At 71.7% G+C, this 26432-nt stretch carries 25 protein-coding genes; 8 read left to right on the top strand and 17 right to left on the bottom strand.

Annotated elements, in window-relative coordinates; translation table 11 throughout:
* Positions 1-81: 81 nt before the first annotated feature.
* Positions 82-1041 (top strand): alpha/beta hydrolase, encoded by a 960-nt coding sequence (locus JIX55_RS43225; RefSeq protein ID WP_257568663.1) that lies wholly within the window; start codon positions 82-84, stop codon positions 1039-1041.
* Positions 1042-1339: 298 nt separating this feature from the next.
* Here the strand turns inward: JIX55_RS43225 and JIX55_RS43220 are convergent, their stop codons facing one another.
* The 7 genes from JIX55_RS43220 to JIX55_RS43190 form a co-directional block, all read right to left on the bottom strand.
* A complete protein-coding gene (locus JIX55_RS43220) occupies positions 1340-2290 on the bottom strand; it encodes a catechol 2,3-dioxygenase (RefSeq protein WP_257568662.1) in 951 nt (316 codons plus the stop codon).
* 10 nt (positions 2291-2300) lie between these two features.
* A complete protein-coding gene (locus JIX55_RS43215; RefSeq protein ID WP_443046755.1) occupies positions 2301-3359 on the bottom strand; it encodes a 4-oxalomesaconate tautomerase in 1059 nt (352 codons plus the stop codon).
* Positions 3360-3498: 139 nt separating this feature from the next.
* A complete protein-coding gene (locus JIX55_RS43210; RefSeq protein ID WP_257568660.1) occupies positions 3499-4209 on the bottom strand; it encodes a 4-carboxy-4-hydroxy-2-oxoadipate aldolase/oxaloacetate decarboxylase in 711 nt (236 codons plus the stop codon).
* A complete protein-coding gene (locus JIX55_RS43205) occupies positions 4209-4964 on the bottom strand; it encodes a PIG-L deacetylase family protein (RefSeq protein ID WP_257568659.1) in 756 nt (251 codons plus the stop codon). The genes JIX55_RS43210 and JIX55_RS43205 overlap by 1 nt, the downstream gene beginning before the upstream one ends.
* Positions 4965-5044: 80 nt before the next feature.
* Positions 5045-5695 carry a GntR family transcriptional regulator gene (locus tag JIX55_RS43200; RefSeq protein WP_257568658.1) on the bottom strand — a complete coding sequence of 217 codons (651 nt, stop codon included), beginning with the start codon at positions 5693-5695 and terminating at the stop codon, positions 5045-5047.
* A gap of 86 nt (positions 5696-5781) precedes the next feature.
* On the bottom strand, positions 5782-6144 hold the full coding sequence (locus tag JIX55_RS43195) for a CocE/NonD family hydrolase C-terminal non-catalytic domain-containing protein (protein ID WP_257568657.1): 363 nt from the start codon (positions 6142-6144) through the stop codon (positions 5782-5784).
* A gap of 35 nt (positions 6145-6179) precedes the next feature.
* Positions 6180-7079: an EamA family transporter gene (locus tag JIX55_RS43190; RefSeq protein WP_443046663.1), complete on the bottom strand. Its 900-nt coding sequence runs from the start codon at positions 7077-7079 to the stop codon at positions 6180-6182.
* A gap of 68 nt (positions 7080-7147) precedes the next feature.
* Here JIX55_RS43190 and JIX55_RS43185 point away from each other — a divergent pair, with 68 nt between their 5' ends.
* Positions 7148-8026: a LysR family transcriptional regulator gene (locus JIX55_RS43185; RefSeq protein ID WP_257568656.1), complete on the top strand. Its 879-nt coding sequence runs from the start codon at positions 7148-7150 to the stop codon at positions 8024-8026.
* Here the strand turns inward: JIX55_RS43185 and JIX55_RS43180 are convergent.
* The 8 genes from JIX55_RS43180 to JIX55_RS43145 form a co-directional block, all read right to left on the bottom strand.
* Positions 8011-9693: a hypothetical protein gene (locus JIX55_RS43180; protein ID WP_257568655.1), complete on the bottom strand. Its 1683-nt coding sequence runs from the start codon at positions 9691-9693 to the stop codon at positions 8011-8013. The two genes, JIX55_RS43185 and JIX55_RS43180, sit on opposite strands and share 16 nt — an antisense overlap.
* A 16-nt stretch (positions 9694-9709) precedes the next feature.
* On the bottom strand, positions 9710-11542 hold the full coding sequence (locus tag JIX55_RS43175) for a flavin-containing monooxygenase (RefSeq protein ID WP_257568654.1): 1833 nt from the start codon (positions 11540-11542) through the stop codon (positions 9710-9712).
* Between the two features lie 60 nt (positions 11543-11602).
* Positions 11603-12442 (bottom strand): SDR family oxidoreductase, encoded by an 840-nt coding sequence (locus JIX55_RS43170; RefSeq protein ID WP_257568653.1) that lies wholly within the window; start codon positions 12440-12442, stop codon positions 11603-11605.
* Complete coding sequence (locus JIX55_RS43165; RefSeq protein WP_257568652.1) at positions 12423-13634, bottom strand: NAD(P)/FAD-dependent oxidoreductase; 1212 nt, start codon at positions 13632-13634, stop codon at positions 12423-12425. Before JIX55_RS43165 ends, JIX55_RS43170 begins: the two co-directional genes overlap by 20 nt.
* Positions 13631-13828 (bottom strand): ferredoxin, encoded by a 198-nt coding sequence (locus tag JIX55_RS43160; protein WP_257537290.1) that lies wholly within the window; start codon positions 13826-13828, stop codon positions 13631-13633. The genes JIX55_RS43165 and JIX55_RS43160 overlap by 4 nt, the downstream gene beginning before the upstream one ends.
* Before the next feature lie 37 nt (positions 13829-13865).
* Positions 13866-15107, bottom strand: coding sequence for a cytochrome P450 (locus JIX55_RS43155; protein WP_257568651.1), 1242 nt, complete (start codon positions 15105-15107; stop codon positions 13866-13868).
* Between the two features lie 415 nt (positions 15108-15522).
* On the bottom strand, positions 15523-16242 hold the full coding sequence (locus JIX55_RS43150; protein WP_257569685.1) for a response regulator transcription factor: 720 nt from the start codon (positions 16240-16242) through the stop codon (positions 15523-15525).
* A 783-nt stretch (positions 16243-17025) separates the two neighbouring features.
* Positions 17026-17547 carry a MarR family winged helix-turn-helix transcriptional regulator gene (locus JIX55_RS43145; protein WP_257568650.1) on the bottom strand — a complete coding sequence of 174 codons (522 nt, stop codon included), beginning with the start codon at positions 17545-17547 and terminating at the stop codon, positions 17026-17028.
* 471 nt (positions 17548-18018) lie between these two features.
* Between JIX55_RS43145 and JIX55_RS43140 the strand changes: the two genes are divergently transcribed.
* From JIX55_RS43140 to JIX55_RS43130, 3 genes are all read left to right on the top strand, one after another.
* Complete coding sequence (locus tag JIX55_RS43140) at positions 18019-18966, top strand: SGNH/GDSL hydrolase family protein (RefSeq protein ID WP_257568649.1); 948 nt, start codon at positions 18019-18021, stop codon at positions 18964-18966.
* Between the two features lie 85 nt (positions 18967-19051).
* A complete protein-coding gene (locus JIX55_RS43135) occupies positions 19052-19819 on the top strand; it encodes an SDR family NAD(P)-dependent oxidoreductase (protein ID WP_257568648.1) in 768 nt (255 codons plus the stop codon).
* A 167-nt stretch (positions 19820-19986) separates the two neighbouring features.
* Positions 19987-21030, top strand: a complete 1044-nt coding sequence (locus JIX55_RS43130) for a zinc-dependent alcohol dehydrogenase (RefSeq protein ID WP_257568647.1) — start codon at positions 19987-19989, stop codon at positions 21028-21030.
* Positions 21031-21181: 151 nt separating this feature from the next.
* Here JIX55_RS43130 and JIX55_RS43125 read toward each other — a convergent pair whose 3' ends face one another.
* Both JIX55_RS43125 and JIX55_RS43120 read right to left on the bottom strand, forming a co-directional pair.
* Positions 21182-22627: a sensor histidine kinase gene (locus JIX55_RS43125; RefSeq protein WP_257568646.1), complete on the bottom strand. Its 1446-nt coding sequence runs from the start codon at positions 22625-22627 to the stop codon at positions 21182-21184.
* On the bottom strand, positions 22624-23313 hold the full coding sequence (locus JIX55_RS43120) for a response regulator transcription factor (RefSeq protein ID WP_257568645.1): 690 nt from the start codon (positions 23311-23313) through the stop codon (positions 22624-22626). The genes JIX55_RS43125 and JIX55_RS43120 overlap by 4 nt, the downstream gene beginning before the upstream one ends.
* Before the next feature lie 148 nt (positions 23314-23461).
* Here JIX55_RS43120 and JIX55_RS43115 point away from each other — a divergent pair, with 148 nt between their 5' ends.
* From JIX55_RS43115 to JIX55_RS43105, 3 genes are read left to right on the top strand one after another with little or no spacing between them, the layout of a single operon-like run.
* Entirely contained in the window at positions 23462-24805 is a 1344-nt protein-coding gene (locus JIX55_RS43115; RefSeq protein ID WP_257568644.1) for a ferredoxin reductase family protein, read from the top strand.
* Between the two features lie 19 nt (positions 24806-24824).
* Entirely contained in the window at positions 24825-25541 is a 717-nt protein-coding gene (locus JIX55_RS43110) for an FMN-binding protein (protein ID WP_257568643.1), read from the top strand.
* 4 nt (positions 25542-25545) lie between these two features.
* The gene (locus tag JIX55_RS43105; RefSeq protein ID WP_257568642.1) at positions 25546-26277 is read left to right on the top strand and encodes an FAD:protein FMN transferase; all 732 of its coding nucleotides are present in this window, start codon (positions 25546-25548) and stop codon (positions 26275-26277) included.
* Positions 26278-26432 lie beyond the last annotated feature (155 nt).

The following is a 26432-nucleotide window of genomic DNA, read 5'->3' as shown; positions in this document are numbered from 1 at the left end:
GGGCCTTACTTTACCATCTTGTTGCCTGACTCAAGTAAATTCATCGCTCGGGCAGCGTCCTCGGACCGAATGGAGCCTCCCATGTCCTTTCTCGCCCGCCCGGCGGTGGCCGCCTTCGCGGCCACGGCGATGCAGCGCCTCCAAGCGCTGGCGAACCGGCGAGCCAGTGGACGCGGTTCCACCGCCTCCTGGCTCGCCCGTCTCCCCGAATACGTCTGCACCACCCGCGAGTTGACCGTCCCCACCGCCTTCGGCCCGGCCCGCGCCGTGCTGTATCTGCCCGCCGACGCCGAGGGCGCTCCCCCGCCGGTCCACGTCAACTTCCACGGCGGCGGCTACGTCATGCCGCAGATCGAGCTGGACGACCCCCTGTGCCGGTGCATAGCGGTGGAGGCGGGTGTGGCCGTGCTCAACGTGGACTACGTGGTCGCTCCGCAGCACCCCTTCCCCGCCCCGCCCCGCCAGGCCTACGAGGTCGTCAAGTGGGCCGCCGAGCACGGGGGCGAGCACGGCTGGGACGGCGGCCGGCTCTCGGTGGGCGGTCAGAGCGCCGGCGGCGGACTCGCGGCCGCGGCGGCGCGCCAGGCCCTGGAGGAGGGCGGCCCCTCGATCGCCCTCCAGGTCCTGCACTACCCGCCGCTCGACCTCGCCACCGGCGCCCGCGACAAGCGGGCCGCCATCGCCAAGCCGATGCTGCGCCCGTGGATGGCGGACGTCTTCGACAGCGCGTACATCCCCGACCCGAAGCAGCGCGCCGACCGCCTCGCCTCGCCCGCGCACCCCTCGGACACCGCCGACCTCAAGGGCATCGCCCCGGCCTTCGTCGTCACCGCCGAGTACGACCTCCTCAAGGCGGAGGGCGTGGCCTACGCCGACCGGCTCCGCACGGCCGGCTCGCTGGTCGGCCACCACGATGTCGCCGGGGCCGACCACGGCTACGACAGCACGGACGAGGACAAGGCTCGCGAGGTGTACCCGGTGATCGCGGAGCAGGTGCGGCGGGCGTTCGACAAGGGGGCGGTGCAGGGCGGCCGTCCGTGACCGGCGGCGCGGAGGCGGCGTAGCGCGACCCTCCGTGCCGCACCGCATGGCGAGAGGGCCGGCCGGGATCCACGGGTCGGCCCTCCGCTCGGCGTTCGGGCGGTCGGTGACAGGGACTTCTCGGGGGCGCTCTGCGGGGGGCGGAAGGTGCGCAGGGAGGCGATGCCGATGAAGACCATGAACTCGGGGGGAGCCAGACGCCAGGCAGCCGCCCCCGGGAGGGTCAACGCTTTTGTCAACCATCTTGGCGACAATCAAGCTCACCATCTCTCGGAGCGGCGTCCGTCAGCGGAACCCGTCAGTCGACCGGCGGGGTGCCGTGCGTATGGAACGACTCGATGGTCTTCAGACCCCACGCCTGGCCCTTGGCGCGCTCCGCCTGGGTCCAGGTGATGAGCGGCCAGTCGGGGGCCAGCACCAGCCGGGTGAGCGGGTTGCACAGTTCGACGCGGTTGCCGCCCGGTTCGTAGACGTAGAGGAAGAACGTCTGCTGGATGGCGTGCTTGTGCGGGCCCGTCTCGATGAACACGCTCTGGTCGAGGCAGAGATCGGCGGCCCGCAGGATGTCCTCGCGGGTGTCGGTGGCGAACGCGATGTGGTGCAGACGGCCGCGCGAGCCGGTCCAGTCCTCGGTGTAGACGACGTCGTACGACTTGTTGGTGAAGGTCAGCCACTGGGCGGCGACCTTCCCGGTGTCGAGGACGATCTGTTCGGTGGGGCGGGCGCCGAGGACCTCGCGGGTGAAGGCGGCGTTCGCCCCGACGTCGGAGGCGAGGAAGTTGACATGGTCGAGGCGGCGTACGCCCACACCGTGGCCGGGCTTGGCCTGGGGCTGGTTCTTCAGGCCCGGCCTGAGGTCGGCCGGGGCCTCGTACCACTCGCTCTCCCAGTACAGGGCGACCTCGTGGCCGTCGGGATCGGTGGTGACGTACAGCGGGCCGATGCCGGGTTCGTCCTCGACCCAGCGGCCCGCGCGCCCGGTGTTCTCCAGCTCCTTGACCCGGCGTCGCAGGGCCTCCTCACTGGAGGCGCGCAGGGCGGTGCGGCGGATGCCGTTGGTGGGGTGGGCGGTGAGGGTCAGGCTGTGGTGCTCGTAGTCGTCCCAGGTCCGCAGGTGGACCGAGCCGCCGGAGCGGCCGTTCTCGGTCAGTCCCAGGATCTCGGTGAAGAACCAGAGGCTGCGGTCGAGGTCGGGGGTGAGCAGTTCGACATGCCCGAGGTGGGCGATGTCGCCGAGCGGCGGGGTCATCGGTGACTCCTTAGGAACGGGAAGAGGGGTCGGCCGGCCGGGGGAAGACCGTGCCGTCGAAGATCTTGCGGGCGGTACGGACGACGGCGGTGCGGCTCACCGAGGGGCTGCCGTCGGGGCCGTACGTCACACCGCTCTCGATGTCGAGGAAGCCGGTGGGGTGCTCGATGCGCAATCGGTCACCGGTGGCGGGGAGTTGGGCTATTCCTTCGCCCACTCCCCCGGCGACGCGCAGCCCGGCCGCCACGCTCGCGGCGCCCAGCACGCCGATGGAGGTGTGGCAGCGCACCGGTATGAAGGTGCGGGTGGTGACCGCGCCGCCGTTCCGGGGCGGCGCGAGCAGGCTGAGCTTGGGCACGGTGGTGTGCTCGACATCGCCGAGGCCCATCAACCGGCCCGCCGCCAGCCTGATCTCCCGCAGCCGGCCGGCGAGGGCCGGGTCCTCCTCCAGATCCTTGGGTGCCTCGTAGCCGGTGACCTCGAGGGCGGTGGCGGGGATCAGGACGGTCGGCATGCCGTTGTCCACGCAGGTGACCTCCATGCCGGCGACGACATCACGGGCGTTGCCGGTGGGCAGCAGCGGGCTGCCGCGCCTCGGGAACTCGATCACCACGGGCGCGGCCGTCCCCGGCACCCCGGAGATCTCGGCGTCCCCGGTGACCGCGATCCGGCCGCCGGGGGTGGGGAAGCCGGCGACGGCGAGGTCACCGGAGTTGAGCATGCGGATGCGTACGGAGGTCTCCGGCTCGCCGGCGGTCACCAGTCCGCGCTCGACGGCGAACGGGCCGACCCCGGCGAGCAGGTTGCCGCAGTTCTGACGGTGGCTCACCTCGGGCTTTTCGACGCCCACTTGGAGGAACAGATAGTCGATGTCGGCCTCGGGGTCGGCCGAGGCCGACACCACGGCGACCTTGCTGGTCAGGGGGTGGGCCCCGCCCAGGCCGTCGATCTGGCGCGGGTCGGGGCTGCCCATGACGCGCAGCAGCAGGTCGTCCCGGGCCGCCGGGTCGGCGGGCAGGTCCTCGGCGAGGAAGTAGGCGCCCTTGGAGGTGCCGCCGCGCAACAGCATGCAGCGGACCCCCTCGGGCCACCCGCTCACGGCTGGGCCCCCTCGCCGACGTACACCTTGCAGGGCGTCACGACCCGGACCCGCTCCATGGCGAACCGGACGGCCGAGGCGGAGGTGCCGACGCACACCTCGTGCGGCTTCACGGCCCGGCCTCCTCGCCCTCGTACTCCTCGTAGGACCGGTAGGTCACCCCGAGGCGTACGAGGGTCTCGCGCAACCCGTAGCGGTCCAGGCCGAGTTGGCCGTCGAGGAAGGCGGCGCGGGAGGCGGCCTCCTTCTGTTCGCGGGCCTCGGAGGCCTCGGCCGTCCGGCGCGCCCGCTCGCGGGGGACGACCACGACGCCGTCGTCGTCGGCGAGGATCACGTCGCCGGCGCGGACGAGCCGGCCGCCGATGGCCACGGGGACGTTGACGGAGCCGCCGGTGGCCTTGACGGTGCCCTGGGGGCTGACGGCGGCGGCCCAGGCGGGGAAGTTCATCGCGCGCAGTTCGGCGGTGTCCCGGATGCCCGCGTTGATGACCAGGCCGCGTACGCCGCGCCGCTGGAGCGCGGTGGCGAAGAGTTCGCCGAACATGCCGTCGGTGGAGGGAGAGGTGGTGGTGACGACGAGGATGTCACCCTCGCCGCACTGCTCGACGGCCGCGTGGATCATGAGGTTGTCGCCGGGCCAGGAGAGGACCGTGACGGCGGTGCCGGCGATCCGGGTGTCCCGCTGGATCGGGCGGAGGTGGGTGCCGAGCAGGCCCGTGCGGCCCATGGCCTCGTGGACGGTGGCGACCCCGTACCGGGCGATCGCCTCGACGTCCTCGGCGTTCGCCTTCGGCGGGTTGGTGACGATCACGCCGCCCATCAGTCCAGCACCCCCGTGACCTGCGGGTAGGGGCGCATGTACGCCTCGGCCATGGTCCTGTGGGCGAGGCCCAGGTTGGGGCCCGCGTTGCGCTTGAGCTGGACGCCGCGGCGTACGGCGAGGTCGGTGTAGTAGTCCCACAGGTGCTGCTGGGCGCCGAGGCACTCCATGGCCTTGCGTTTGGTCTCCCAGACCTCGGTGATGTCGAGGAGGACCTCGGGCTTGAAGCCGCACATCTCGGGCTGGTGCGGCTCGAAGAAGAACACCGGCGGGGCACCGATGATCTCGCCCTCGGCGGGGTAGCCGATGGCCTGGGCGAGCACGCGGGCGTCCAGGGCCATACGGGCGGCGGCCGGGTGGTCGCCGTTGTAGGGGTCCTCCAGGGGGTGGGTGAGGACGGCGTCCGGCTGGGCCGCGCGGTAGACGGAGACCAGCCGGTCGGTGAGTTCGGGGGTGCCGATCAGCGGGTAGTCGCCGGCGTCGAAGAAGACGATCCGGGCGCCGAGGGTGGCGGCGGCCTTCTCGGCCTCCTCCCGGCGGATCGCCTTGATCTCGTCGAGCTTCCGGCCCTCGCGCCAGGCCTTGGCGGACTCGCCGCGTTCGCCGAAGGTCAGACAGGCGATGGTGACCCGCTCACCGCGCGAGGCCGCCAGGGCCATGGCGCCGCCGGCCCTCCACACGAAGTCTCCCGCGTGCGCGGTGATGACGAGTGTCGATCGTGGTGGCGCGGTGGCGGGCGCCGTGCCGTCGGTCATGTGTCAGTTCTCCTCGGTGGACAGACCGGACAGGCCGAACAGGCCTGTCTGCCCACCCCGGAGCGTCGTGCGCGGCGCGGCTATTCGCGCAGCGCGGTGATCACGCTCGTGAGGTGGGCGCGGACGGCCTCTTCGGCCGCCTGCGGGTCCCTCGCCGTGATCGTCTCGATCATGGCCAGGTGTTCACTCAGGGAGTGCTGGGGCCGTCCCGGCCGCAGCGCGAGCTGGAAACGGTGGCGCACCAGCTGGGCGTTGAGCCGCTCCAGCAGCTCCACCGCCACCTGCTGACCGGAGATCTCCCGGATCCTGGCGTGCAGTCGCTGGTTGAGTTCGGAGTACGTCACCGGCTCGCCGTCGGCCACGGCCTTGGTCATCGCCGTGCCGATGTCGGCCAGCTCGGTCAGCTGGTCGTCGGTGGCCAGGGTGGCCGCCTTCGCCGCGCACAGCCCTTCCAGGACCATGCGGCACTCGCTGATGGCGACCGCTTCCTCGACGGTCACCACCCGCACCCGCGAGCCCCGGTTGCGGATCCGCTCGACCAGCCCCTCGGCCTCCAGATCGATCAGTGCCGCGCGGATGCTGGCCCGTGTCACACCGAACTGCTCGGCAAGCTCGTTCTCCACCAGCCGCTGGGCCGGTGCCATCTCGCCGTGCAGGATCGCCTGCCGCAGCTTCGCCAACGCGAGCTGTTTGGCCTGCTCTCCGGTGCCCGGACGGGCTTCCTCCTGCATCGTGCCCTCCCTGAGTGAGTGCCTGTCGAACGTAAATCTAGGCCAACAGGATTGTCAACAATTTTGTTCTCAGGGAGTCGCTCTGCTTACGAGGCCGCGCGCACCGGCAGGATCACCGCCGAGGGATGCTCCGGACCGTGCTGGACTCTCCGGCCGGCCGCCCGCAGCGTCGTGGCGGTGGCGAGGGGTTCGCCGGTGCCGGGGTTGCGGGCGTAGCGCGGGAAGGCGCCGCTGGAGACCTGGACCCGGATGCGCCGACCGCGCTTGAAGCGGTGGGCGGTCGGCCACAACCGCCCGGCCCCGGGCGGCATGGGCACCCCGCCGACGGAGGGCGTGGGGTCGGCCGGGTCGTGGCGGTACCCGTCGGGTTCCGACGCGGCCGGCGGCTCGACGGACCGAGCGGGTCGCCCGCGGACCCTCACCGGGTGGGTCTGCCCGTGGGTCCTCACCGGGTGGGTCTGCCCGTGGGTCCTCACCGGGTGGATCAGCGGCGCGGTACGAGGATGCTCAGCGCGTTCGCCATGACCACCGCGCCGATCGCGGCCCACTCGACCCACCCCAGGCCCTGCCCGAGAACGACCCAGCCGGCGAGGGCGGCCAGGACGGGGTTGACGCTCATGAAGAGGCCGAAGACCTGGGCGGGTACACGGCGCAGGGTGAACACGTCCGCGAGGTACGGCACGGCCGAGGCGAGGATCCCGGCGGCGATGGCGTAGCCGACGGCCCCGGCGGTGGGCGGCTGCCGTACGACCACGAAGATACCGACCGGCAGAAAGGCCAGGGCGGAGAGCCCGGCGGCGGCCGCGGAGCCCTGCGCGCCGGGGATACGGCGGCCGACGGTGCGGTTGAGGAGGATGTACGACGCCCAGCAGACGGCGGCGAGGAGGCCGAGCCCCATGCCGAGGTAGTCGGCGGAGGGCTGCGGGCGCATCAGGGCGACCACGCCCAGGCCGGCGATCAGCGCGCAGCACGCGTCCACCCGGCGGCGCGAGCCGGCCAGGGCGATGGCGAGCGGGCCGAGGAACTCCAGGGTCACCGCGAGCCCCAGGCCGATGCGGTCGATGGCGGTGTACAGCGACAGATTCATCGTCCCGAACACCAGCGCGAGCAGCACCACCGGCCACCACTGTCGCGCGGTGAAGGACCGCAGCCGGGGCCGGGCGACGGCCACGAGGACGATCGCGGCGACGTACTGCCGTATCGCGACGACCCCGGCGGGCCCGAGCACCGGGAAGGCCAGCGACCCCAGCGCGGCACCGACCTGGTTGGACACCCCACAGCCGACCATGGTGAGGACACCGGCCAGGCGCGCCCCGCCCGGCTCGGAGGCCGGGGCCGCGGGGGCCGTACCGGCGGCGGAGGCGGAGGCAGCGGCGGTGTCCATGAGCCGATCGTGCGCCCGGACAGCCGTTGCGCAAAATGCATCGGCGGGTCGATCTATACGCTGCTGTCATGGATGTCACGGACCCGGTCGTCAGGGATGTGGAGCTGCGGCAGCTGCGCTGTCTCGTCGCGATCGTCGAGGAGGGCACCTTCACCGACGCCGCCATCACGCTCGGCGTCTCCCAGGCGGCCGTCTCCCGCACCTTGGCCTCCCTCGAACGCGCCCTGGGGGCACGGCTGTTGCGGCGGACCTCCCGCGAGGTGACGCCGACGCCGACCGGGCTGCGGGTGGTGTCGCACGCGCGGCGGGTGCTCGGTGAGGTGGATGAGCTGGTGCGGGAGGCGACCTCGGGCCATGCCCGGCTGCGGATCGGTTACGCCTGGTCGGCGCTGGGCCGGCACACGCTGGCCTTCCAGCGCCGCTGGGGTGCCGCGCATCCGGGGACGGATCTGCAGTTCGTGCGGACCAACTCGGCGACGGCCGGGCTGACGGAGGGCTCCTGCGACCTCGCCGTGGTCCGCCGGCCGGTGGACGACCGCCGGTTCGACTCGGCGATCGTCGGGCTGGAGCGGCGGCTGTGCGCGATGGCGAGCGACGATCCGCTGGCCCGGCGCCGCTCGGTCCGGCTCGCCGATCTGAGCGGGCACACCCTGCTCATCGACCGCCGGACCGGCACGACCACCATGGAGCTGTGGCCGCCCGACTCCCGCCCGGCGACCGAGGAGACGCACGACGTCGACGAGTGGCTCACCGCGATCGCGACGGGCCGCGCCATCGGTGTGACCGCGGAGTCCACCGCCAACCAGTACCGGCGGCCCGGAGTCGTCTACCGGCCGGTGCGCGACGCCGAGCCGATCGCCGTACGGCTGGTCTGGTGGCGGGACGATCCGCATCCCGCCACCCCGGCCGCGATCGAACTGCTGACGGCGCTCTACCGCTCCGGCTGATCCCCCGTCTTCGGCGTCAGTCGCAGCACGGTGCCCTCCCCGTTGGCCGACAGGACGAGGGTCCCGTCCGGGGCGGCGGCGAGGCCCGCGAAGCGACGGGCCATACCGGGCATGATGTCCGCGAACAGCGCCGGTTCCGTGCGGGGGACGACACCCGGGGGCGGCCCGACCGGCAGGTCCTCCGCGTCGATCCGCCGCTCCCCCGTGGTGAGGGAGACCGCCCGCAGCCTGCGTGGCCCGGTCTCCACCACGAACAGTTCCTCGCCCAGGACCGCCAGCCCCTGCGGCGCGCCGAGCCCGTCCGCCACCACGACGGTCTTGCCACCCTCCTCGATCCGGAGCACCACCCCGAGGCGTTCCTCGCTGACGTGGAGACGGCCCTCCGCGTCGAAGGCCACGTCCGTGGGCTGGTCGAGTCCTTCGGCGAGGACGGTCACCGTGCCGAGGTCGGACTCGGAGTCGCTGATGTCGATGGCCACGACCCGGCCCGCGCCCGTCTCCGCCACCACGAGGGAACCGTCCGGCGCGACAGCGATACCGATGGGCCGGTTCAGGCCCCGGGCCCGCTCCCGATGTGCCCCGCTCCCGGGGTCGTAGGTCTGCACATTGCCGAACTGCGAGGTGTAGTGCAGCAGTCCGCCCTCGGCGGTGATGCCGTGGGCGAAGGGCAGCAACAGGTGGGTCGTCACACCGCCGGGTCCGGCCGCCGGGGACGGGCCGGCCGGCTCGCCCTCGTCGGCCGCCGCCGGGCTCGCCAGCCGGTAGTGGTCGGCCGCGTACACCGTGCCGCCGAGGTCGACCGTCACGCCGTAGGGGCCGTCGAAACCGCGGCGCACGATCTCGCGGGTCCGGCCGTCGGGGTGCAGTTCGGTGACGCCGCCGCTGGCGTAGCTGGAGACGAACATGCGGTTCTCGGCGTCGAACGCGGCGTTGTCCAGCCCCTTCAGGCCGCTGGTGACAAGCGTGCGGGACCCGCCGCCGTGCAGGTCAATGCGGGTGACGATGCCCTCGACGCCCCGGGAGAGGACGTGCAGGACACCGCCCTGGTCGAAGCGGACCGCGACCGGCTCGTGCACGTCCTCGGCGACCACCTCGGGCGTCCCGCCGTCCGGCGGGATGCGCCAGACCTGGCCGGTGAGCATGTGCGGGTAGTACAGGTGCCCGTCCGGACCGAGCTGCATCGCGTTGCCGAGGGCCAGGCCCTCGGTGAGCACGACCGGGTCCTTGCCGTCCGGGAAGAGCTCCATCAGCCGGCCGTTGGGCTTCATCTCGTTGATGAAGAGCCGGTCGCCGACACAGGTGATGCCGTTGGGGTTGGCCACGTCGTCGGAGACGAGGCTGTACTCCCCCGCCGGGCTCCGCCGCCACACCAGGCCCGGCACCAGGTCGGCTATGTACATCGAGCCGTCGGCGCCGAAGGCGAGGTCGTCCGGCGACTGGACGGGACTGTCCATCGGCACGATCACGTCGACGTCGCCGGTGGCGGTGTCGACGGCGCTGATCTGTCCGGCCAGGAACTGGGCGACGTACAGGCGCCCGTCGGGGCCGAACGCGACACCGTTGGAACCCCACAGCGGGTTGGGCGGGTTGAGCCGCCGCGCCTCCCAACGGGCGCTGGTGGTACGGAGGTCACCGGTCTCGTCGTACCGGTTGGGTCGAGTGCTCATGTCGTCTCCCGCCCTCTCACTCGGCGCCGACGAGCACGTCGTCCATGCCGCCGTCCGCGCGCCAGCGCCGCAGCAGTTCGTGGAAGGCCACCGGGCCGTCGCCGTACGACTCGCTGCGCTCCCTGGGCCGGCCCTCGTTGTTGTAGTAGCCGGGGGTGCACTCGGCCTGGAACGTGTGCAGGTCGGCGGCCTTCTCGCGGATCGTGGCGACCCAGGCGGCCTCGGCCTCCGCGCTCGGCTCGACGTACCGGGCACGGCGCCTGCGGGCCTCGGCGACGACCTCGCCGACGTGGATCGACTGCTGGTCGAGGATGTGGACGTAGTTGACCGCGCTGGCGTTCTGCATGGGGCCGAGCTGGAAGAGATTGGGGAAGCCGTGGCTGTAGAAGCCGTGGAGGGTCTTCGGACCGGCCGTCATCCAGGACTCCAGCAGGCTGACGCCGCCCCGGCCGTACGCCGGGAGCCGGCCGGACAGCAGCCCCGAGACACCGACCTCGAAGCCGGTGGCGAAGATGACGCAGTCCACTTCGTACTCGATCCCGCCGACCACGACGGCCTTGTCGGTGATCCGCTCCACGCCGTGGGTGTCGGCCGTGTCCACGAGGGTGACGTTGGGCCGGTTGAAGGTCTGGAGGTAGGTGTCGCTGAAGGTGGGCCGCTTGCACATGTAGCGGTACCAGGGCTTCAGTTTCTCGGCGGTCTCCGGGTCCTCGACGATCGCCGCCACGCGGTCGCGCAACTCGTTCATCTTCTGGAAGTCGGCGATCTCGTACGCCCGTTCACGCTCGTCCGCCGGGACGTCCGCGTACGCGTCGGTCGGGATGAGCTTCTCCTGGAGGCGGGCGCTACTGGTCCAGGCGTCGTTCACCAGGTCCTTCTCGACCCGGACCCCGGTGACGGTCTTGAGGAAGTTGTCCATGCGCTGCCCCTGCCAGCCGGGGGTGAGCGTCTTCGCCCACTCCGGGTCGGTGGGACCGTTTCCGCGTACGTCGACCGTCGAGGGTGTGCGCTGGAAGACGTAGACGTGCGCCGCGTCGGCCCCGAGGTGGGGGACGACCTGGATGGCGGTGGCGCCGGTGCCGATGACGGCCACCCGCTTGTCGGCGAGCCCGGTCAGCCCGCCGCCCGCGTCGCCGCCGGTGTAGTCGTAGTCCCAGCGGCTGGTGTGGAAGGTGTGGCCCTTGAAGGTCTCGATGCCGGGGATGCCGGGGAGCTTCGGCTGGCTGAGCGTGCCGCTGGAGACGACCACGTACCGGGCCCGGATGCTGTCGCCCCGGTCGGTGGCGACGATCCACTCCAACTCGGTCTCGTCCCAGCGCAGTTCGGTGGCCACCGTCTGGAAGCAGGCGTCGCGGTAGAGGTCGAAGTGCCGACCGATGGCGCGGGTGTGCTGCCGGATCTCCTCGCCCGGCGCGTACTTCCACTTCGGGACGTAGCCGAGCTCTTCGAGCAGCGGCAGATAGATGTACGACTCGATGTCGCAGTGGATGCCGGGATAGCGGTTCCAGTACCAGGTGCCGCCGAAGTCGCCGCCCTTCTCGATCACCCGGATCGACTCCACGCCGGCCTGCCGCAGCCGGGCCCCCGCGAGCAGTCCGCCGAACCCGCCGCCGATGACGACCGCCTCGACCCGGTCGTGCAGCGGCTCCCGGGTGAACTCCTCGTCGGCGTAGGGGTCGTCGTCGTAGGAGACGAACTCACCGGCGATCCGCTGGTACTGCCCGCCGCCGTCCGGGCGGATCCGGCGGTCGCGTTCGGCCCGGTACCGGGTGCGCAGGGCGTCCGGGTCGAAGCCCAGCTCCTCCGGGCTCGGTGACGTGGGGGTGGACGGGCTGTGGGGGGTGGACATCGATGTCCTCTCTGCGGTCCTTGTACGTCTGTCGGGTGGTGGTGCTGTGGTGCGGCCGCGTCAGGCGGGCCGGTGCCGGCGGAGCCAGGCGGCCTGGCCGCCGTCGACGAGCAGGTCCGTGCCGGTGATGTAACGCGCCTCGGGACCGGTGAGGAATGCCACCGCGTCGGCGATCTCCGCCGGGGTGCCGGAGCGGCCCGCGCCGCTCGCCTCCAGCATCCGGAGCATGTGCTCACCGCTCGGGCCCTCGGCCTCCGCCTTCGACATGGCGGTGGCGATGACCCCCGGACTGACGCTGTTGATACGGGCGCCGCGCCGGTTCCAGGCGAGTGCGGCGGCCTCGACCCGCAGCTGGTTGGCCCTCTTGGACACGATGTACGCCGTCGTCGCGCTGTCCCCCACCGCGACGACAGCGCCGAGTCCGAGGAGTTCCTCCGCCGGAGCCGTGGCGAGGGCGGTCTCGTCCTCCCGGCTGAGGGAGGCGACATGGCCGGCCATGCTGGAGACGCAGACCATGGCCGTGCCCGGTGCGGCCACACTCTCGAAGACGTCGATGACATGGGCCGTGCCCAGCAGGTCGACCTCCAGGATCGTCTTCGCCGAAGCCTGGACGGCGGAGACCCCCGCGGTGTGCACGACGGCGGCCACCCTGCCCTCACCGGCCGCCTCCTCGGCGAGCTGGTCCACGGACTTCCGGTCGGAGACGTCGGTCAGGACGCCCCGCACCGCGTATCCCTCGTCGCGCAACGCGTCCACGGCCCGGTCGAGTTGACCGCGCGAGGCGTCGGCGAGGAACACCGTCCGCCCGCTGCCGAGCCGCCGCGCGATCGCCACACCCATGCCGCCGGCACCGGTGACGACGATCACGTCACGGCCCGGTTCAGGCTGCTGTTCCGCCATGGTCGGCCTCCTCAGGTCGTGCCGGTCTCTCCGGCGGGAACGTCTCGCGCCAGCCGGCACCGGACGCGATGGCCTGCCGCCACTGCCGGATCGCCTTGGGCGGCATGCCGACCGCGAGGGCGCCGGTCACCCGGTCGTCGGTGCGGTAGACGGCCACGAAGCGGCGCTCGGCCAGGTCCCCGTCGACGACGGCGACCTCGTCGTGGCCGCGCGGATAGCCGTAGGCCTGGACCTTCATGTCGTACTGGTCGGACCAGAAGTACGGCACCGGCGCGAACGGCTTGCGGGCCTCGGCGTTGAGCAGGTTGCGGGCGGCCGCCATGCCCTGCTCGACCGCGTGCGTACGGTGCTCGATGCGCATCGAGGTCCCGAACAGCGGGTTGTACCAGCGGGCGACGTCACCGGCCGCGTACACGTTCTTCGCGGCCTCGCAGTACTCGTCGCACAGCACACCGTCGCCGACGGCCAGGCCGCTGTCGACCAGCCACTCGGTGTTGGGCAGGGAGCCGATGGCGACCAGTACCTCGTCGGCCTCGATCACCTCGCCGTCCGCGAGCCGTACCCCGTCCTCGGTCACCTCGGTGACGGTGACGCCGGTGCGCAGATCGACCCCGTGGTCGAGGTGGGCCCGGGACAGCACCGCGCCGACCTCCCCGCCGACCGCGTGCGCCAGCGGCACCGGCGCCGGTTCGAGGAGGGTGACCTTGGCGCCCAGCCGCCAGGCGACGGCCGCGGCCTCCGCGCCGAGGAACCCGGCGCCGACCACGACGAGGCGCGTCCCCGGCGTCAGCCGCTCCCGCAGCGTCAGGGCGTCGTCCAGGGTACGCAGCACATGCGCGCCCTCACCGGGCAGCCGACGCGGCCGTACACCGGTGGCTATCACCAGTCCCTCGTACGGCACCTTCGATCCGTCGGCCAGCCGTACCTCGCGTCTCCTGAGGTCGAGGCCGGTCGCGGCGGTCCCGAGGCGCAGGTCCAGGTCGAGCCCGTCGAGATGGGCCGGGGTGCGCAGGGTCAGCCGGTCGGTGTCCCACTCCGCGGAGAGGAGCTGCTTGGACAGCGGGGGCCGGTCGTACGGGGCGTGGGGTTCGTCGCCGACGAGGGTGAGCGTGCCGTCGTAGCCCTCGCGGCGCAGCGTCTCGGCCGCCGCCAGTCCGGCGGCCGAGGCACCCACGACCAGGATCCGCCTCACTGGTCCACCAGTCGGATCGCGGCGGCCGGACAGATCGCGATGGCCTCCTGCACGCCGTCCATGAGGTCGTCGGCGGGGTGCTCCTCCAGCAGGATCGCGACACCGTCGTCGTCCCGCTGGTCGAACACCTCGGGAGAGGCCATCACACACTGGCCGGAGGCCACGCACTTCGGTTCGTCGAGTTCCACACGCATGGATTGCTCCTGGGTTCTTGGTACTTGTGGGGGGCGGTCACCAGGTGACGGGCAGGCACTTCACGCCGTACGCGGTGCCGGTGTGATTGAAAGCCAGCTGGTCGATCGGGGCGGCCGGGCTCAGGGTGGGGATGCGCTTGTAGAGCGTGCCGTAGACGACCTGGAGCTCCAGGCGGGCGAGGTTCTGCCCCAGGCACTGGTGAGGGCCGTAGCCGAACGCGTTGTGCTGGCGGGCGGGGCGGCTCAGATCCAGGCGCTCGGCGTCCGGGAACGCCTCCGGGTCCCAGTTGGCGGTCTGGAGGTCGAAGAGGAGACCGTCGCCCTTGCGGATGACCTGGCCGCCGACCTCGATGTCCTCCTTGGCGACGCGGCGCAGGCCCGACTGGACGATGGAGAGGTAGCGCAGCAGTTCGTCGACGGCGCCGTTGACGACCTTCAGGTCGTCGGTCTCGCGCAGCACGGCGAGCTGGTCGGGGTGTTCGAACAGGGCGAGCGTGCCGAGGCTGATCATCGTGGCGGTGGTCTCGTGGCCGGCGATCAGCATGGCGACGCCCATGTTGACGGCCTCTTCGTGCGCCATCTCGCCGTTCTTGACCCGGCCGGCCATCTCCGACAGCACGTCGTCCGCCGGCTCGGCGAGCTTCTCCCGGAACAGCGTGTCCAGGTACTGGCCCAGGGCACGGCCGGCCGCGCCCGCCTCCTCCGGCGAGAGGGAGCTGTCGAGGACGCGGTTGCTGTTCTCCTGGAAGAAGTCGTGGTCCTTGTACGGCACGCCGAGCAGTTCGGCGATGACGAGGGAGGGCACGGGCAGGGCCAGCGCGGTGAGCAGGTCGGCCGGGTTGGGGCCGGCCAGCATGGCGTCGATCAGGTCGTCGACGATCTTCTGCACGGACGGGCGCATGGCCTCGATCCGCTTCACCAGGAACGGCGCGTTGACCGACCGGCGCAGCCGGGTGTGCTCGGGTGCGTCGGTGTTGGTGATGAGCTTCGGGGTGTGCGGGGCGATGGCCGCACGGTGGGCGTTGACGTGGGGGAAGTCCGGCTCGTGGTCGTCGTTGCTGACGCGCGGGTCGGTGAGCAGGGTCCGCTGGTCGGCGTGGCGGGTGATCAGCCATGGGGTGTTGCCGTTCCAGATCCGCACCTTGGTGATCGGTTTCTCGCCCCGCAGCTCCGCCGCGGCCGGCGGCGGTGCGAGCGGGCAGCCCGTCGCCCTGGGCATCGGGTACTCGGGGCACTGCCCGCTCGGGTCGGACGCGGTGTCGGTCAGTGTGTCGGCCATGGTCTCTCCTCGGTGGTGGGGGCTCCGGTCGGGCGGAGCGCCGGGGGACTGCTTCGAGGCCTCGATGAGCACATGCAAACAGAGCGGTCTGACGGCTCACGGCCAGTTACCTGACAAGAACCTGACGTGACCTGGATCACACCCCTAGTCGCCCCGGCGGACCGCACGGAACGGACTTTCGACCCCAACCAGCTTGCACCCGCCACCAGTTGACGTACACAGAAATGTCCGGGCCGAGAGCCGGCCAACGGAAAGGGGCGGCGCCAGAACGTTCTGGCGCCGCCCTTCCAGCGGCATGCCGGCGGGTCACGCTCTCCGACATGCCAGGGACACGTTTGCTTCCCGGAGTGCCCACACAGGCTTCGTTTCAACGGCCCTGGTCAGCGGCGCCCGCCCGGACAGGCCTCCTGGGCGTTCATCCCTGTTCGCCCGATCTGCCGAGCCAGTAGCCGAAGCCCCGGCGGGTGTGGATCAGCGGCGGGCCCTCGCGGTCCACCTTGCGGCGCAGCCGGGAGACGAGCTGCTCGATGGCGTTGTCGCCGTGGAAGTCGCCCCACACATAGCGGCCGATCTGCTCCTTCGACAGCACCTTGTGGGCGTTGACCAGGAGGTGGCGCAGGAGCCGGTACTCGGCGGGGGTGAGGTTCAACGCCCGTCCCGCGCGCAGCGCTTGGCAGGCGGAGTCGTTCAGGGCCAGGTCGTGGTAGGACAGTTCGTTGTCCCGCCGGACGGGTTTCCGGCCGCGCAGCAGCACCTGGGCGCGGGCCAGGACCTCGGCGATCCGGAAGGGCTTGGTGACGTAGTCCTGCTCCCCCAGGCCGAGTTCGGGCAGGAGCTTGCCGAGCGAGTCGTACTTCGTCAGAAAGAGCACCGGCGGGCGATGGACCACGGGCCGGGGCTCCCGCCCGAGCCCCTCGATGTCCGGCAGCGTCAGATCGAGCACCACCAGGTCGAACCGCTGCTCGGTGAGCCGCGCCACCGCCTCCGTCCCCGACTCCGCCGTATGGATCCGGTAACCGGCTAACTCCAGCGTCGTGGACAGCAGTTCGGCGACATCCGGATCGTCGACCACGATCAGGACGTGCTGCCCCGCACCCCGAGGAAGCGACGGTTTCTCACTGGCACTGCCGTACATGGTCAAGGCCATTCGTGTAGGGCTCTTTCGTTGCGGGCTGCCGACGGCGGTGGAACGGGGGCCGTGCGTACGAGGGGTCGGCTGCGGTGTCGGATGCGGGTGCGGGTACGTGCGCGGGTGGGGGGCGGGGTCGACGCGGGAGTTCTCGGCGGAGCACTTCCGGCCCGAGGGAGAGGGGGCCGTGGGGGCGTTCGCCGCCGGGCGAAAGGGCCGGGGGGCGACAAGGCTCCCGGAGCCCGGGAGGAGTTCGACTGAAGACGGGGACGCGCCCGAGACACGGGACGCGCCGGAGATACGGGGACGCGCCGTAGATGCTGGGGCGCGCCGGGCGTGGCCGCCCAACAGCCGGAGGTGACCCACGGCCGCACGGGCACGGGTGCGGGAGCACCGGCACGGGAGCACCGGCACGGGAGCACCGGCACGGGAGCACGGGTGCGGGAGCACCGGTGCGGCGCCGAGAACGCGCCGGGCGCCGCCCGGGCGATGGACGATGCCCTCGTTCCCATCGGCTTCCGCGGCCCCACGACCGGCGTTCCGTCGAGCGCCGGATGTCCCCGGCGAGCCGGCTCTGGACACAGCCGCGCAGCCACCCGTTGGCCCCCAGCCCTCGACCCACTCCGCCCCCGCCTCCGCACTCAGGCCCCACCCCTAGCCGCGCACCCGCACTCAGGCACACCTCTCGCTTCCCACCCACTCCGCCGCGCCTCTCACCCTCGCCCCTCGTCGGCGGGACGGCTGGACCCCCGGGTTCGCCCCGCCGTCCCGCACGACACTCCCCCGCCCTCAACCGGAGGGCGGGGGAGGACCCGCATCGGGACCCTGGCCCTCGTCGACGGCGTAGGTGAGGAACACGTCGACCATCCGGTGGAAGAGCGCGGCGAGTTGACGGATCTGGTCGGGTGACCAGTCGGCGAGGGCCATGCGCATACCGACCGCGCCGGCTTCCCGGACGCGGTCGATGGCCTGTTGGCCGGTGGGCGTGAGCCGGATGCGCAGGGCGCGGCGGTCGCCGGGGTCGGCGACGCGGGTGACATAGCCGGACCTCTCCAACTGCTGCACCTGCCGGGTGACATGGGAGGCCTCGACATCGAGCCGGCCCGCCAACTCCCCCGGGCGCAGCGGCTCGGAGTCGGCCACCTGCCGCAGCAGCGCCACGGCGGCCCGGTCGAGCGGCACTCCGGCGAGGGCCATCAGCCGCTCGTGCTGCCGGGCTCTGGTGCTCAGATAGGTGATCTGCGTCAGAGCCCGTTCGATCTCGATCACTTCCGGGGAGGCGGAACCGGCCGCCGGCGGCGATGGGGACATGGACATCACCCTACCCTTCTCGTTGCCTGACTCAAGCAACCCCTTCCCCAACCGGGGATTGCTTGACTCAAGTAAGTCACATGTGCTTGCCTAACTCAAGCAAGGCGACGGTGCCGCTTCGGACGGAACGGATGGGACCAGATGTACCGAGCCCACAGCTCTCCCCGGCCCTGGCCATCCAGGACAGGGGCCGTCTGAGCGGACCGGCCCCGCCGCGCCGCACCCGTGCGGACGGGGCCCGGCGCCGTCCCCGGACCCGGCAGCCGAACACCTCCCCCGATCGGCACCGGGCCCGGGGATACCTCACCACCCACCCCCGCACGACTTCACTGCCTCGCTCGACCGCCCCAGCCGCCCTCCCCCGGCCGAGCGAACGACCGCACCGCCCCGGGCCCGGCAGCCGTCGGCTCCGGACGGTGCACATGCCGCACCCCGCACGGGACCGCCCGAGACGGAAGACAGGACACACCGATGAGAACCTCTCTACGAGCCGGCCTGGCTGGGGCGCTCGCATGCGTCGTGCTGGTCACCGCGATGACCCTCGGTCGCGACGGTGACGGCGACGGGGGTGGCGGCGACGCCTCGGCGCTCCCGACGGGCCCGTACGTCGCACTCGGTGACTCCTACACGGCAGGCCCGAGGATCCCCGACCAGAGCGGCATCCCCGCCGGTTGCGAGCGCTCCGCCCGGAACTACCCCGCCCTGGTCGCCGCGGAGTTGAAGATCAAGGCGTCCGACTTCCGCGACGTCAGCTGCACCGGAGCGACCATCGCCGACCTGTCCGCACCCCAGTCGACCGACGACGGGACCAACCCCGCCCAGTTCGACGCGCTGTCCGACGCGACCCGGCTGGTCACCGTCGGCATCGGCGGCAACGACATCGGCTTCGCCTCGGTGATCCGGCGGTGCGTCACCAGCGGAGTGCTGTACGAGGTCACCGGCGGCCGGGACGGCGACGGCGACGGGGACGCCCCCTGCAAGGAGCGGTACGTGTCCGGCGACGTCGACGAGGTGCGGCAGAGGATCGAGGCGGCGGACAGCCGGCTCGCCCGCGCGCTGGACGAGGTCGGGCGGCGGGCACCGAAGGCGCGGGTCTACGTCGTCGGCTACCCGGCGATCCTGCCGTCCGACGGCGGCGACTGCGGCCGCGAGCTGTCCCTCGCCCCCGGCGACGTCGCCTTCGTCCGCGCCAAGGAGCGGGAGCTCAACGCCATGCTGCGGCAGCGCGCCGAGGCCGCCGGAGCGCGGTACGTCGACACCTACGGGCCGTCCGAGGGCCACGACGCCTGTTCCGCCGAGAACACCCGCTGGATCGAGCCACTTCTGCCGCGCTCCCCCGCGGCCTCCGTACACCCCAACGAGCGCGGTGAGCGCGGCATGGCCGACACGGTCCTGCACGCCCTCGGGGCGCGCCCATGAGCCACCGGACGACTGATCGTGGGACGGCACGGGTGGAAATCCCCCCGCCCGCCGGCCGGCCCACCCTACGAAAGAGGAACAGTTCATGAGCAGTATCGGTCTCGACGGCCGCAGCGTCGTCGTCACGGGCGCCGGTTCCGGCATCGGCCGGGCCGCGGCCCTGAAGTTCGCCGCGGCGGGCGCGAACGTCCTGGTCGCCGACCTCAACAAGGAGGCCGCCGAGGAGACCCTCAAGGAGATCGAGACGGCCGGTGGCACCGCTCTCGCCGTCGTCGGCGACCTCAGCGACCAGGCGGTCGTGGACAAGGTCGTCGAGCGTGCCGTGGAGGCCTTCGGCGGGCTGGACGTCCTGGTGAACAACGCGGGGATCATGGACCGGATGTCGGCTCTCGCGGACGTCGACGACGCCGAGTGGGAGCGGGTCATCCGGGTCAACCTGACCGCGCCGTTCCTGCTCACCCGGGCCGCCCTGCCGCACATGCTGAAGGCGGAGCGCGGCGCGATCGTCTTCACCGCCTCCGAGGCCGGGCTGCGCGGCAGCGCGGCCGGTGCCGCCTACACCGCGTCGAAGCACGGCGTCGTCGGCCTGGTGAAGAACCTGTCGGTGATGTACCGCAAGCAGGGCATCCGCGCCAATGCGATAGCCCCCGGCCCCACGATGACCAACATCCAGGTCGACGCCGACCAGCAGGCCCACGGCCCCGCGGTCATCGGCGGACTGATAGGCGCCAACATCGGCCGGCTCGGCACGGCCGAGGAGCAGGCCGACGCCATCCTCTTCCTCGCCTCCGACGCGGCCGCCTTCGTCAACGGCGTGGTCCTGCCCGTCGACGACGCCTGGGCCGCCGTCTGACAGGCGGGTTCACGACTGACCCCGGTCGGGTCACGGTTCCCCGGTGTCCGTCCGGGGCCGGGCCCGACCGGCAACACCTCTCTCCGCATGCCTGCTCGGCAGCGGTTCTCTCCGCATGCCTCTTCGGCAGCGGCTCTCTCCTCTGCCCCCAGAAAGTGAGTCTCCCCATGGCGACCATGAAGTCCGTCCAGACCGCCGGTGTCGGCAAGATCGAGGTGGTGGACATCGAGCGTCCCGTGCCCGGACCCAGGGACGCGCTCGTACGCGTCCGCGCCTGCGGCATCTGCGGCACCGACGTCACCTTCCTCCACATGGGAGGCATGCCCGCCCGCGCCCACCTGGGCGGGGAGATGGTGCCGGTGCCGCTCGGCCACGAGCCGGCCGGTGAGGTCGTCGAGGTCGGCGCCGAGGTCACCGGCCTCGCGGTCGGGGACCGGGTGGTGGTCAACCCGCAGGACGCGCCGACCGGCATCATCGGCTGCGGCGGCAAGTACGGCGGGATGAGCGAGTACCTGCTGATCGAGAACGCCGAGGTCGCCAGGAGCGTGGCGGTCTTCCCCGACACCGTGCCCTTCGACGTCGCCTCCCTCAACGAGCCCATGGCCGTGGCCCGGCACTGTGTCAACCGTTCCGAGGCGGGCCCCGACGACAAGGTCGTCGTCTTCGGTGCCGGGCCCATCGGCCTCGGCGCGGCCATCTGGCTGAAGCTGCGCGGTGTCAAGCACGTGGTCGTCGCCGACGTCATCCCCTCCCGGCTGGAGAAGGCACTGGCCGTGGGTGCGGACGCCGTCATCAACTCCGCCGAGGAGGACGTCGCCGCGCGCCTGACCGAGCTGCACGGCCAGGCCGCCAACGCGCTCGGCCAGCCCCGCCCCGGCACCGACATCTTCATCGACGCGGCCGGTGTCCCCGTCGTCTTCAACACCGTGGTGGGCTCGGCCAAGTGGGGCGCGAAGCTGGTCATGGTCGCCGTGCAGAAGAAGGGCTCGGACATCGACCTCGGCGGCATGCTCCGCAGCGAGCTGACCCTCATCGCCTCACAGGGCTACCCCACCGAGATCTTCGAGGTCACCCCCGAGATCGTCGAGCACCACGAGCGCTTCGCCAGGCTCATCAGCCACCGGGTGCCCGCCACGGAGGTCGATCAGGCCTTCGAGCTGGCGCTGACGCCGGGGGCGGCGGAGAAGGTGGTCGTGACGTTCGACGCGTAGGCGTCCCAGGCGTCCTGAACGTCCGAGCGTCCCAGACGTCCGAGCGTCCCAGACGTCCTGAACGTCCGAGCGTCCCAGACGTCCGAACGTCCCAGACGTCCTGGACGTCTCGAAGTGAGAGGGGCCTTCCGTCGGCTGTCACCAGACGGCCTCAGGCCCGAGCTCCGCCCAGCGGCAGCCGGACCGTGAACATCGTCTCGCCCGGGCCGCTGGTCAGGTCGATGGTGCCGCCGTGGGCGCGGACCAGGGAGCGGGCGACCGCGAGGCCCAGGCCGCTACCGCCGCGGTCGCGGCTGCGGGCCTTGTCAACACGGTAGAAGCGGTCGAAGACGCGCTCATGGTCGTCCGCCGGGATACCGGGCCCCGAGTCGGTGATCCGCACCTCCGCCGTGCCGGACCCGACGGACACCTCCAGACAGACCTTCGTGCCGCGCGGGGTGTGCACGGCGGCGTTGGTGAGGAGGTTGTCGAGGACCTGGCGCACCCGCAGGGGGTCGAGGCGCAGCCGTACCGCGTCGGGGCCGGCCGCCACGGTCAGCGGATGACCGGGGTGGCCCGCGCGGAAGGCGTCCGCCGCCTGGTGCGCCAGCTGCACCAGGTCGGCCTCCTCCAGCCGCAGCGGGGTCTCCACGTCGGCGGCGTCCAGACGGGCGAGCATCAGCAGGTCGTCCAGCAGGTAACCCATGCGGGCCGCCTCGGCGCGCAGCCGCGCCAGGTGCTTGTCGCGCTCCTCGGGGCTGTGGGCGGCGGCGTACTGGAAGAGGTCGGCGTAGCCGCGTACCGACATCAGGGGCGTGCGCAGTTCGTGCGAGGCGTCGGCGACGAAGCGGCGCAGGCGCTGTTCGGCCTCGGTGCGGACGGCGAGCGCGTCGTCGATGTGCTCCAGCATGGTGTTGAAGGCGGTGCGCAACTCCTCGACCTCGGGGCCGCCGTCGCGGTTGTCGTGGCGTACCGGCAGCCGCGCCGAGTCCGTCAGGTCGTGCGAGGTGATGCCGCGGGCCGTGTGCGCCATGTCGCTCAGCGGCTTCAGTCCGCGCCGCAGCATCTCCCGGCCGAAGACGACGAGTGCCGCGAGGGCGAGGACGAAGGTGATGACCTGGATGGTGATCAGCTGCCCGACGGTTTCCTCGATGTCGTCCATCGGCGCGGCGCTGACCAGGACCACCCCGGGCTCGACCTCGCAGGCCCGCAGCCGGTACTGGCCCTGGCCCTTGAGGTGCTCGGTGCGGGTGACCTCCGTGCCTTCGACGGTCTGCGCCTTGGCCACGAGGGTGAAGTCGTCGATGTCCTCGGGCAGGTCGCCGGGGTCCTCGGGCTTCCGGAGCACCGGGGTGCCGCTCGACGTGTCGTACACCGCGTAGTACCAGCGGTAGTACTTCTTGCCCTCGAGCGTGCCGTAGTGCGCGATGCTCTTGGACTGGGCGATCTGGGCGATCTTCAGCTGTTCGTTGAGCTGCGCGGACAGGTAGTCGCGCATGTACATGGTCAGGGCGCTGCCGACGACGGCGAACACGACGAGCGCCACGGCGCCGAGACCGAGGGCCAGCCGCGTGCCGAGGCGCATGCCGCGGTAGCTCTGCTTGAGGCGGTTGATCACTCGGTGGCCTGCCGCAGCACGTAGCCGAATCCCCGGACGGTGTGGATGAGGGGTTCGCCGGTGTCTTCGAGCTTGCGGCGCAGGCGGCTGACGACCAGCTCGACGACGTTGGAGCGGCCGCCGAAGCCGTACTCCCAGACGTGGTCGAGGATCTGTGCCTTGGTGAGGACGGTCGGGGACTTGCGCATGAGGTAGCGCAGGACCTCGTACTCGGTGGGGGTGAGGGTGAGCAGCTTGTCGCCGCGGCGGACCTCGCGGGTGTCCTCGTCCATCGTCAGGTCCGACACCTGGAGCACGGACCGCTGGAAGGCCGGGCCCGCGCTGCGGCGCAGCACGGTGCGCAGCCGGGCCATCAGCTCCTCCACGGCGAACGGCTTGACCAGATAGTCGTCGCCGCCCCGGGTGAGGCCGGCGACCCGGTCGGCGACACCGTCGCGGGCGGTCAGGAACACCACGGGCACCATCGTGCCGGACTGGCGCAGCCGGTCGAGCACGCCGAAGCCGTCCACGCCCGGCAGCATCAGGTCCAGGACCACGATGTCGGGACGGAACTCGGCCGCCTGCCTCAACGCCTCCTCGCCGGAGTGCGCCGTGATCGCGTCCCAGCCCTCGTAGCGGGCGACGGTCGCCACCAGGTCAGCGATGGGCGGATCGTCGTCCACCACGAGAAGTCGCACTTTTTCCACGTGCTCATACTGCGCTACCGGTCGCTTCGTGCCATAGCCGCTCGTAGCTTGGCGACCGATCGATAAAAACTTGAAAGTTGTCCGACAGGAAAACGACAGCACTCGCCGGACAAGCTCGTATCCCCCACCCGATCAAGGAGCTGTCCCCGTGACCACTGTCCAACAACCCCCCGCGGCGGTAGGCCGCTCGGGAGCGCGCCCCAAAGTGGTCGCCCGCACCGGTCTGTACACGGTGCTGGCGGCGAACGTGGCCGTGGTGACGCTTTTCTTCGTCCAGGCCGGCTTCGCCTCGAACGCCCTCATCGTGCTGGGCCGCCTCACCGGCCTGTACGGGGCGCTCCTCATGGCCTTCCAGCTGTTGCTGGTGGCCCGGCTGCCATGGTTCGACCGTCGCATCGGCATGGACCGGCTGACCTCCTGGCACCGCTGGACCGGCTTCTCGGTGCTGTGGCTGCTGGTCGCGCACGGCGTGTTCATCACCTTCGGCTACGCCCAGTCCTCGGACCTGGACCCGGTCAGCCAGCTGGTCGACCTCGCCGAGACCGTCGAGGGCGTGCTGCGCTCGATCGTCGCGCTGGGGATCATCATCGTGATCGGCGTGGTCTCGGCCCGCTTCGCCCGGCGCAGGCTCGCCTACGAGACCTGGCACTTCATCCACCTGTACACCTACGTCGCCGTGGTGCTGGCCTTCACGCACCAGGTCGCGGCGGGTACGTCGTTCGCCTCGTCGAAGACCGCGACGGCGTACTGGTACGTGCTGTGGGGCGTGGCCCTGGCCTCGGTGTTCGTGGGCCGGCTGGTGCTGCCGCTGTGGCGGAACTGGCGTCACCAGCTGCGCGTCACCGCCGTGGTCCCCGAGGCCGACAACGTCGTCTCGATCTACATGACCGGCCGTGACCTGGACCGGATGCCCGCGCGGGCCGGCCAGTTCTTCCTGTGGCGCTTCCTGACCCGGGACCGCTGGTGGCAGGCCAACCCGTTCTCGCTGTCGGCCGCGCCCGACGGCAAGCAGCTGCGGCTGACCGCGAAGGCGGCCGGCGACGGCTCCGCCGCCCTGCGTCATGTGAAGGTCGGCACCCGGGTCTTCGCCGAGGGCCCGTACGGCGCCTTCACCGCGATGCACCGCACACGGCCGGAGTCCGTGCTCATCGCCGGCGGCGTCGGTGTGACCCCCATCCGGGCCCTGCTGGAGGAGACCCAGGGGCACGCCGTGGTCATCTACCGCGTGGCCACGAACCAGGACGCGGTCCTCTACAACGAGCTCCAGCAGCTCGCCTTCGACAAGGGCGCCGAGCTGCACCTGGTGTCCGGCCCGGCCAGCCCCGACCTGCTGGCGCCGCGCGAGCTGCTGCGGATGGTGCCGGACATCGCCGACCGGGACGTGTTCCTGTGCGGGCCGCCGCCGATGATGAACGCGGTCCTGGGCAGCCTGCGCGAGCTGGACGTGCCCAAGCCGCAGATCCACTTCGAACGCTTCAGCCTGGCTGGATGAGGGACACGAGGAAAGCACTGTGAAACGAGCCATACCCGCCCTGGTCCTGAGCGCCGCCGCGCTGGTCCCCGTCTGGCGTTACGCCCCCTCGACCGATACGACGTCCACGACGACGGCCGAGTCGTCCCCGTCGGCCTCCGCGTCCGCCCCGGCGGGCTCCAACGTGGTCACGGGCACGACGGTCGACACGGAGAAGGGCCCCGTCCAGGTCCAGGCGACCTTCCAGGGCGAGAAGATCACCGCCGTCAGGATGCTCCAGCAACCGGACCACCCGCAGACCGAAGCCGCCGTCCCGGTGCTGATCAAGGAGACCCTGGCGGCGCAGACCGCCGACATCGACACGGTCTCCGGGGCGACGATCACCAGCGACGGCTATCGGGAGTCCCTCCAGGCCGCGATCGACGGGAACGAGGAGTCGGCGTCCGCTTCGGAGGAATCGGAGTCGTCGGATTCGTCGGATTCGACGGCGGAGAGCGCGAGCCAGACCGTCGCGGGTTCGACGGTCAGCACCTCCAAGGGTGATGTCCAGGTCGAGGTGACCTTCGAGGGCGACGAGATCACCACCGTGAAGATGCTGAAGCAGCCGAACCACCCGCAGACCGAAGCCGCCGTCCCGGTGCTGATCAAGGAGACCCTGGCGGCGCAGAGCGCCGACATCGATACGGTCTCCGGGGCGACGATCACCAGCGACGGTTACCGGGAGTCCCTCCAGGCCGCCCTCGACGCGAAGGCCTGATCGGATGCGCCGCGTCGAACACATCATGGGGTTCCCGATCTCGCTGCTGATCGACGACATCGGGAACGGGGCCACGAGTGCCGAGGCCGCGGAGCCGGCGTTCGACTGGCTGCGCGAGGTCGACGCGCGGTTCAGCCCGTTCCGTGCCGACAGCGAGGTGTCCCGGCTGGACCGGGGGGAGCTCGCACCGCACGAGCTCAGCCCGGAGCTGGCCGAGGTCCTCGCCCTGTGCGAGGAGTACCGGGTGGCGACCGGTGGCGCGTTCGACGTACGGCTGCCGGGGCGTGGGCTCGACCCCTGCGCCATGGTGAAGGGGTGGGCCGTGCAGCGGGCCGCCGAACTGCTGACGGAACGGGGTGCGCAGCGGCTCTGTCTCAACGCCGGCGGGGACGTCGCCGCGACGGGTGGCCCGTGGCGGGTGGGCGTTCGCCACCCCGAGCGGGCCGACCGGCTCTGCACCGTCCTGTCCATCACCGACGGGGCGGTCGCGACCTCCGCGCGCTACGAGCGCGGTGACCACATCCTCGACGGCCGCACGGGCCGCCCGGCGACGGGTCTCCTCAGCCTCACGGTCGTGGCCCCGTCCCTGACCGAGGCCGACGCCACGGCGACCGCCGCGTTCGCGATGGGCGCGGAGGGGATCGAGTGGGCCGCGTCCCGGGAGGGGTGCGAGATCTTCGCGGTCGACGCGGAGCAGCGTGTCTTCCGGACGCCGGGGCTGCCTGTGGCGGCGTGACGGGGGGCGCCCAATAACACGGGGGGAGCGGCTTGTTCGGCGACTGCGGGTAGTGGGTGGCTGATCGCGCAGTTCCCCGCGCCCCTTGGGACGCGGGCCCCAGCTGCCACAGCTGCCACAGGCCCTGCCCCACCCACCGCCACCCAGCTGCGGGC

This window comes from Streptomyces sp. DSM 40750 (assembly GCF_024612035.1).
Classification (GTDB): Bacteria; Actinomycetota; Actinomycetes; order Streptomycetales; family Streptomycetaceae; genus Streptomyces.
The sequence above is the reverse complement of the archived record's forward strand: the minus strand, read 5'-3'. Positions and strand labels throughout refer to the sequence as shown.

What these genes read in the sequence shown, in the direction of transcription:
- JIX55_RS43205 (WP_257568659.1), bottom strand. Translation starts at nt 4,964, where the DNA reads ATGACCGACGGCACGGCGCCCGCCACCGCGCCACCACGATCGACACTC.
- JIX55_RS43190 (WP_443046663.1), bottom strand. Translation starts at nt 7,079, where the DNA reads ATGGACACCGCCGCTGCCTCCGCCTCCGCCGCCGGTACGGCCCCCGCG.
- JIX55_RS43130 (WP_257568647.1), top strand. Translation starts at nt 19,987, where the DNA reads ATGGCGACCATGAAGTCCGTCCAGACCGCCGGTGTCGGCAAGATCGAG.
- JIX55_RS43135 (WP_257568648.1), top strand. Translation starts at nt 19,052, where the DNA reads ATGAGCAGTATCGGTCTCGACGGCCGCAGCGTCGTCGTCACGGGCGCC.
- JIX55_RS43185 (WP_257568656.1), top strand. Translation starts at nt 7,148, where the DNA reads ATGGATGTCACGGACCCGGTCGTCAGGGATGTGGAGCTGCGGCAGCTG.
- JIX55_RS43215 (WP_443046755.1), bottom strand. Translation starts at nt 3,359, where the DNA reads ATGCTGTTGCGCGGCGGCACCTCCAAGGGCGCCTACTTCCTCGCCGAG.
- JIX55_RS43210 (WP_257568660.1), bottom strand. Translation starts at nt 4,209, where the DNA reads ATGGGCGGCGTGATCGTCACCAACCCGCCGAAGGCGAACGCCGAGGAC.
- JIX55_RS43140 (WP_257568649.1), top strand. Translation starts at nt 18,019, where the DNA reads ATGAGAACCTCTCTACGAGCCGGCCTGGCTGGGGCGCTCGCATGCGTC.
- JIX55_RS43200 (WP_257568658.1), bottom strand. Translation starts at nt 5,695, where the DNA reads ATGCAGGAGGAAGCCCGTCCGGGCACCGGAGAGCAGGCCAAACAGCTC.
- JIX55_RS43170 (WP_257568653.1), bottom strand. Translation starts at nt 12,442, where the DNA reads ATGGCGGAACAGCAGCCTGAACCGGGCCGTGACGTGATCGTCGTCACC.
- JIX55_RS43150 (WP_257569685.1), bottom strand. Translation starts at nt 16,242, where the DNA reads ATGTACGGCAGTGCCAGTGAGAAACCGTCGCTTCCTCGGGGTGCGGGG.
- JIX55_RS43180 (WP_257568655.1), bottom strand. Translation starts at nt 9,693, where the DNA reads ATGAGCACTCGACCCAACCGGTACGACGAGACCGGTGACCTCCGTACC.
- JIX55_RS43160 (WP_257537290.1), bottom strand. Translation starts at nt 13,828, where the DNA reads ATGCGTGTGGAACTCGACGAACCGAAGTGCGTGGCCTCCGGCCAGTGT.
- JIX55_RS43225 (WP_257568663.1), top strand. Translation starts at nt 82, where the DNA reads ATGTCCTTTCTCGCCCGCCCGGCGGTGGCCGCCTTCGCGGCCACGGCG.
- JIX55_RS43105 (WP_257568642.1), top strand. Translation starts at nt 25,546, where the DNA reads ATGCGCCGCGTCGAACACATCATGGGGTTCCCGATCTCGCTGCTGATC.
- JIX55_RS43220 (WP_257568662.1), bottom strand. Translation starts at nt 2,290, where the DNA reads ATGACCCCGCCGCTCGGCGACATCGCCCACCTCGGGCATGTCGAACTG.
- JIX55_RS43155 (WP_257568651.1), bottom strand. Translation starts at nt 15,107, where the DNA reads ATGGCCGACACACTGACCGACACCGCGTCCGACCCGAGCGGGCAGTGC.
- JIX55_RS43145 (WP_257568650.1), bottom strand. Translation starts at nt 17,547, where the DNA reads ATGTCCCCATCGCCGCCGGCGGCCGGTTCCGCCTCCCCGGAAGTGATC.
- JIX55_RS43175 (WP_257568654.1), bottom strand. Translation starts at nt 11,542, where the DNA reads ATGTCCACCCCCCACAGCCCGTCCACCCCCACGTCACCGAGCCCGGAG.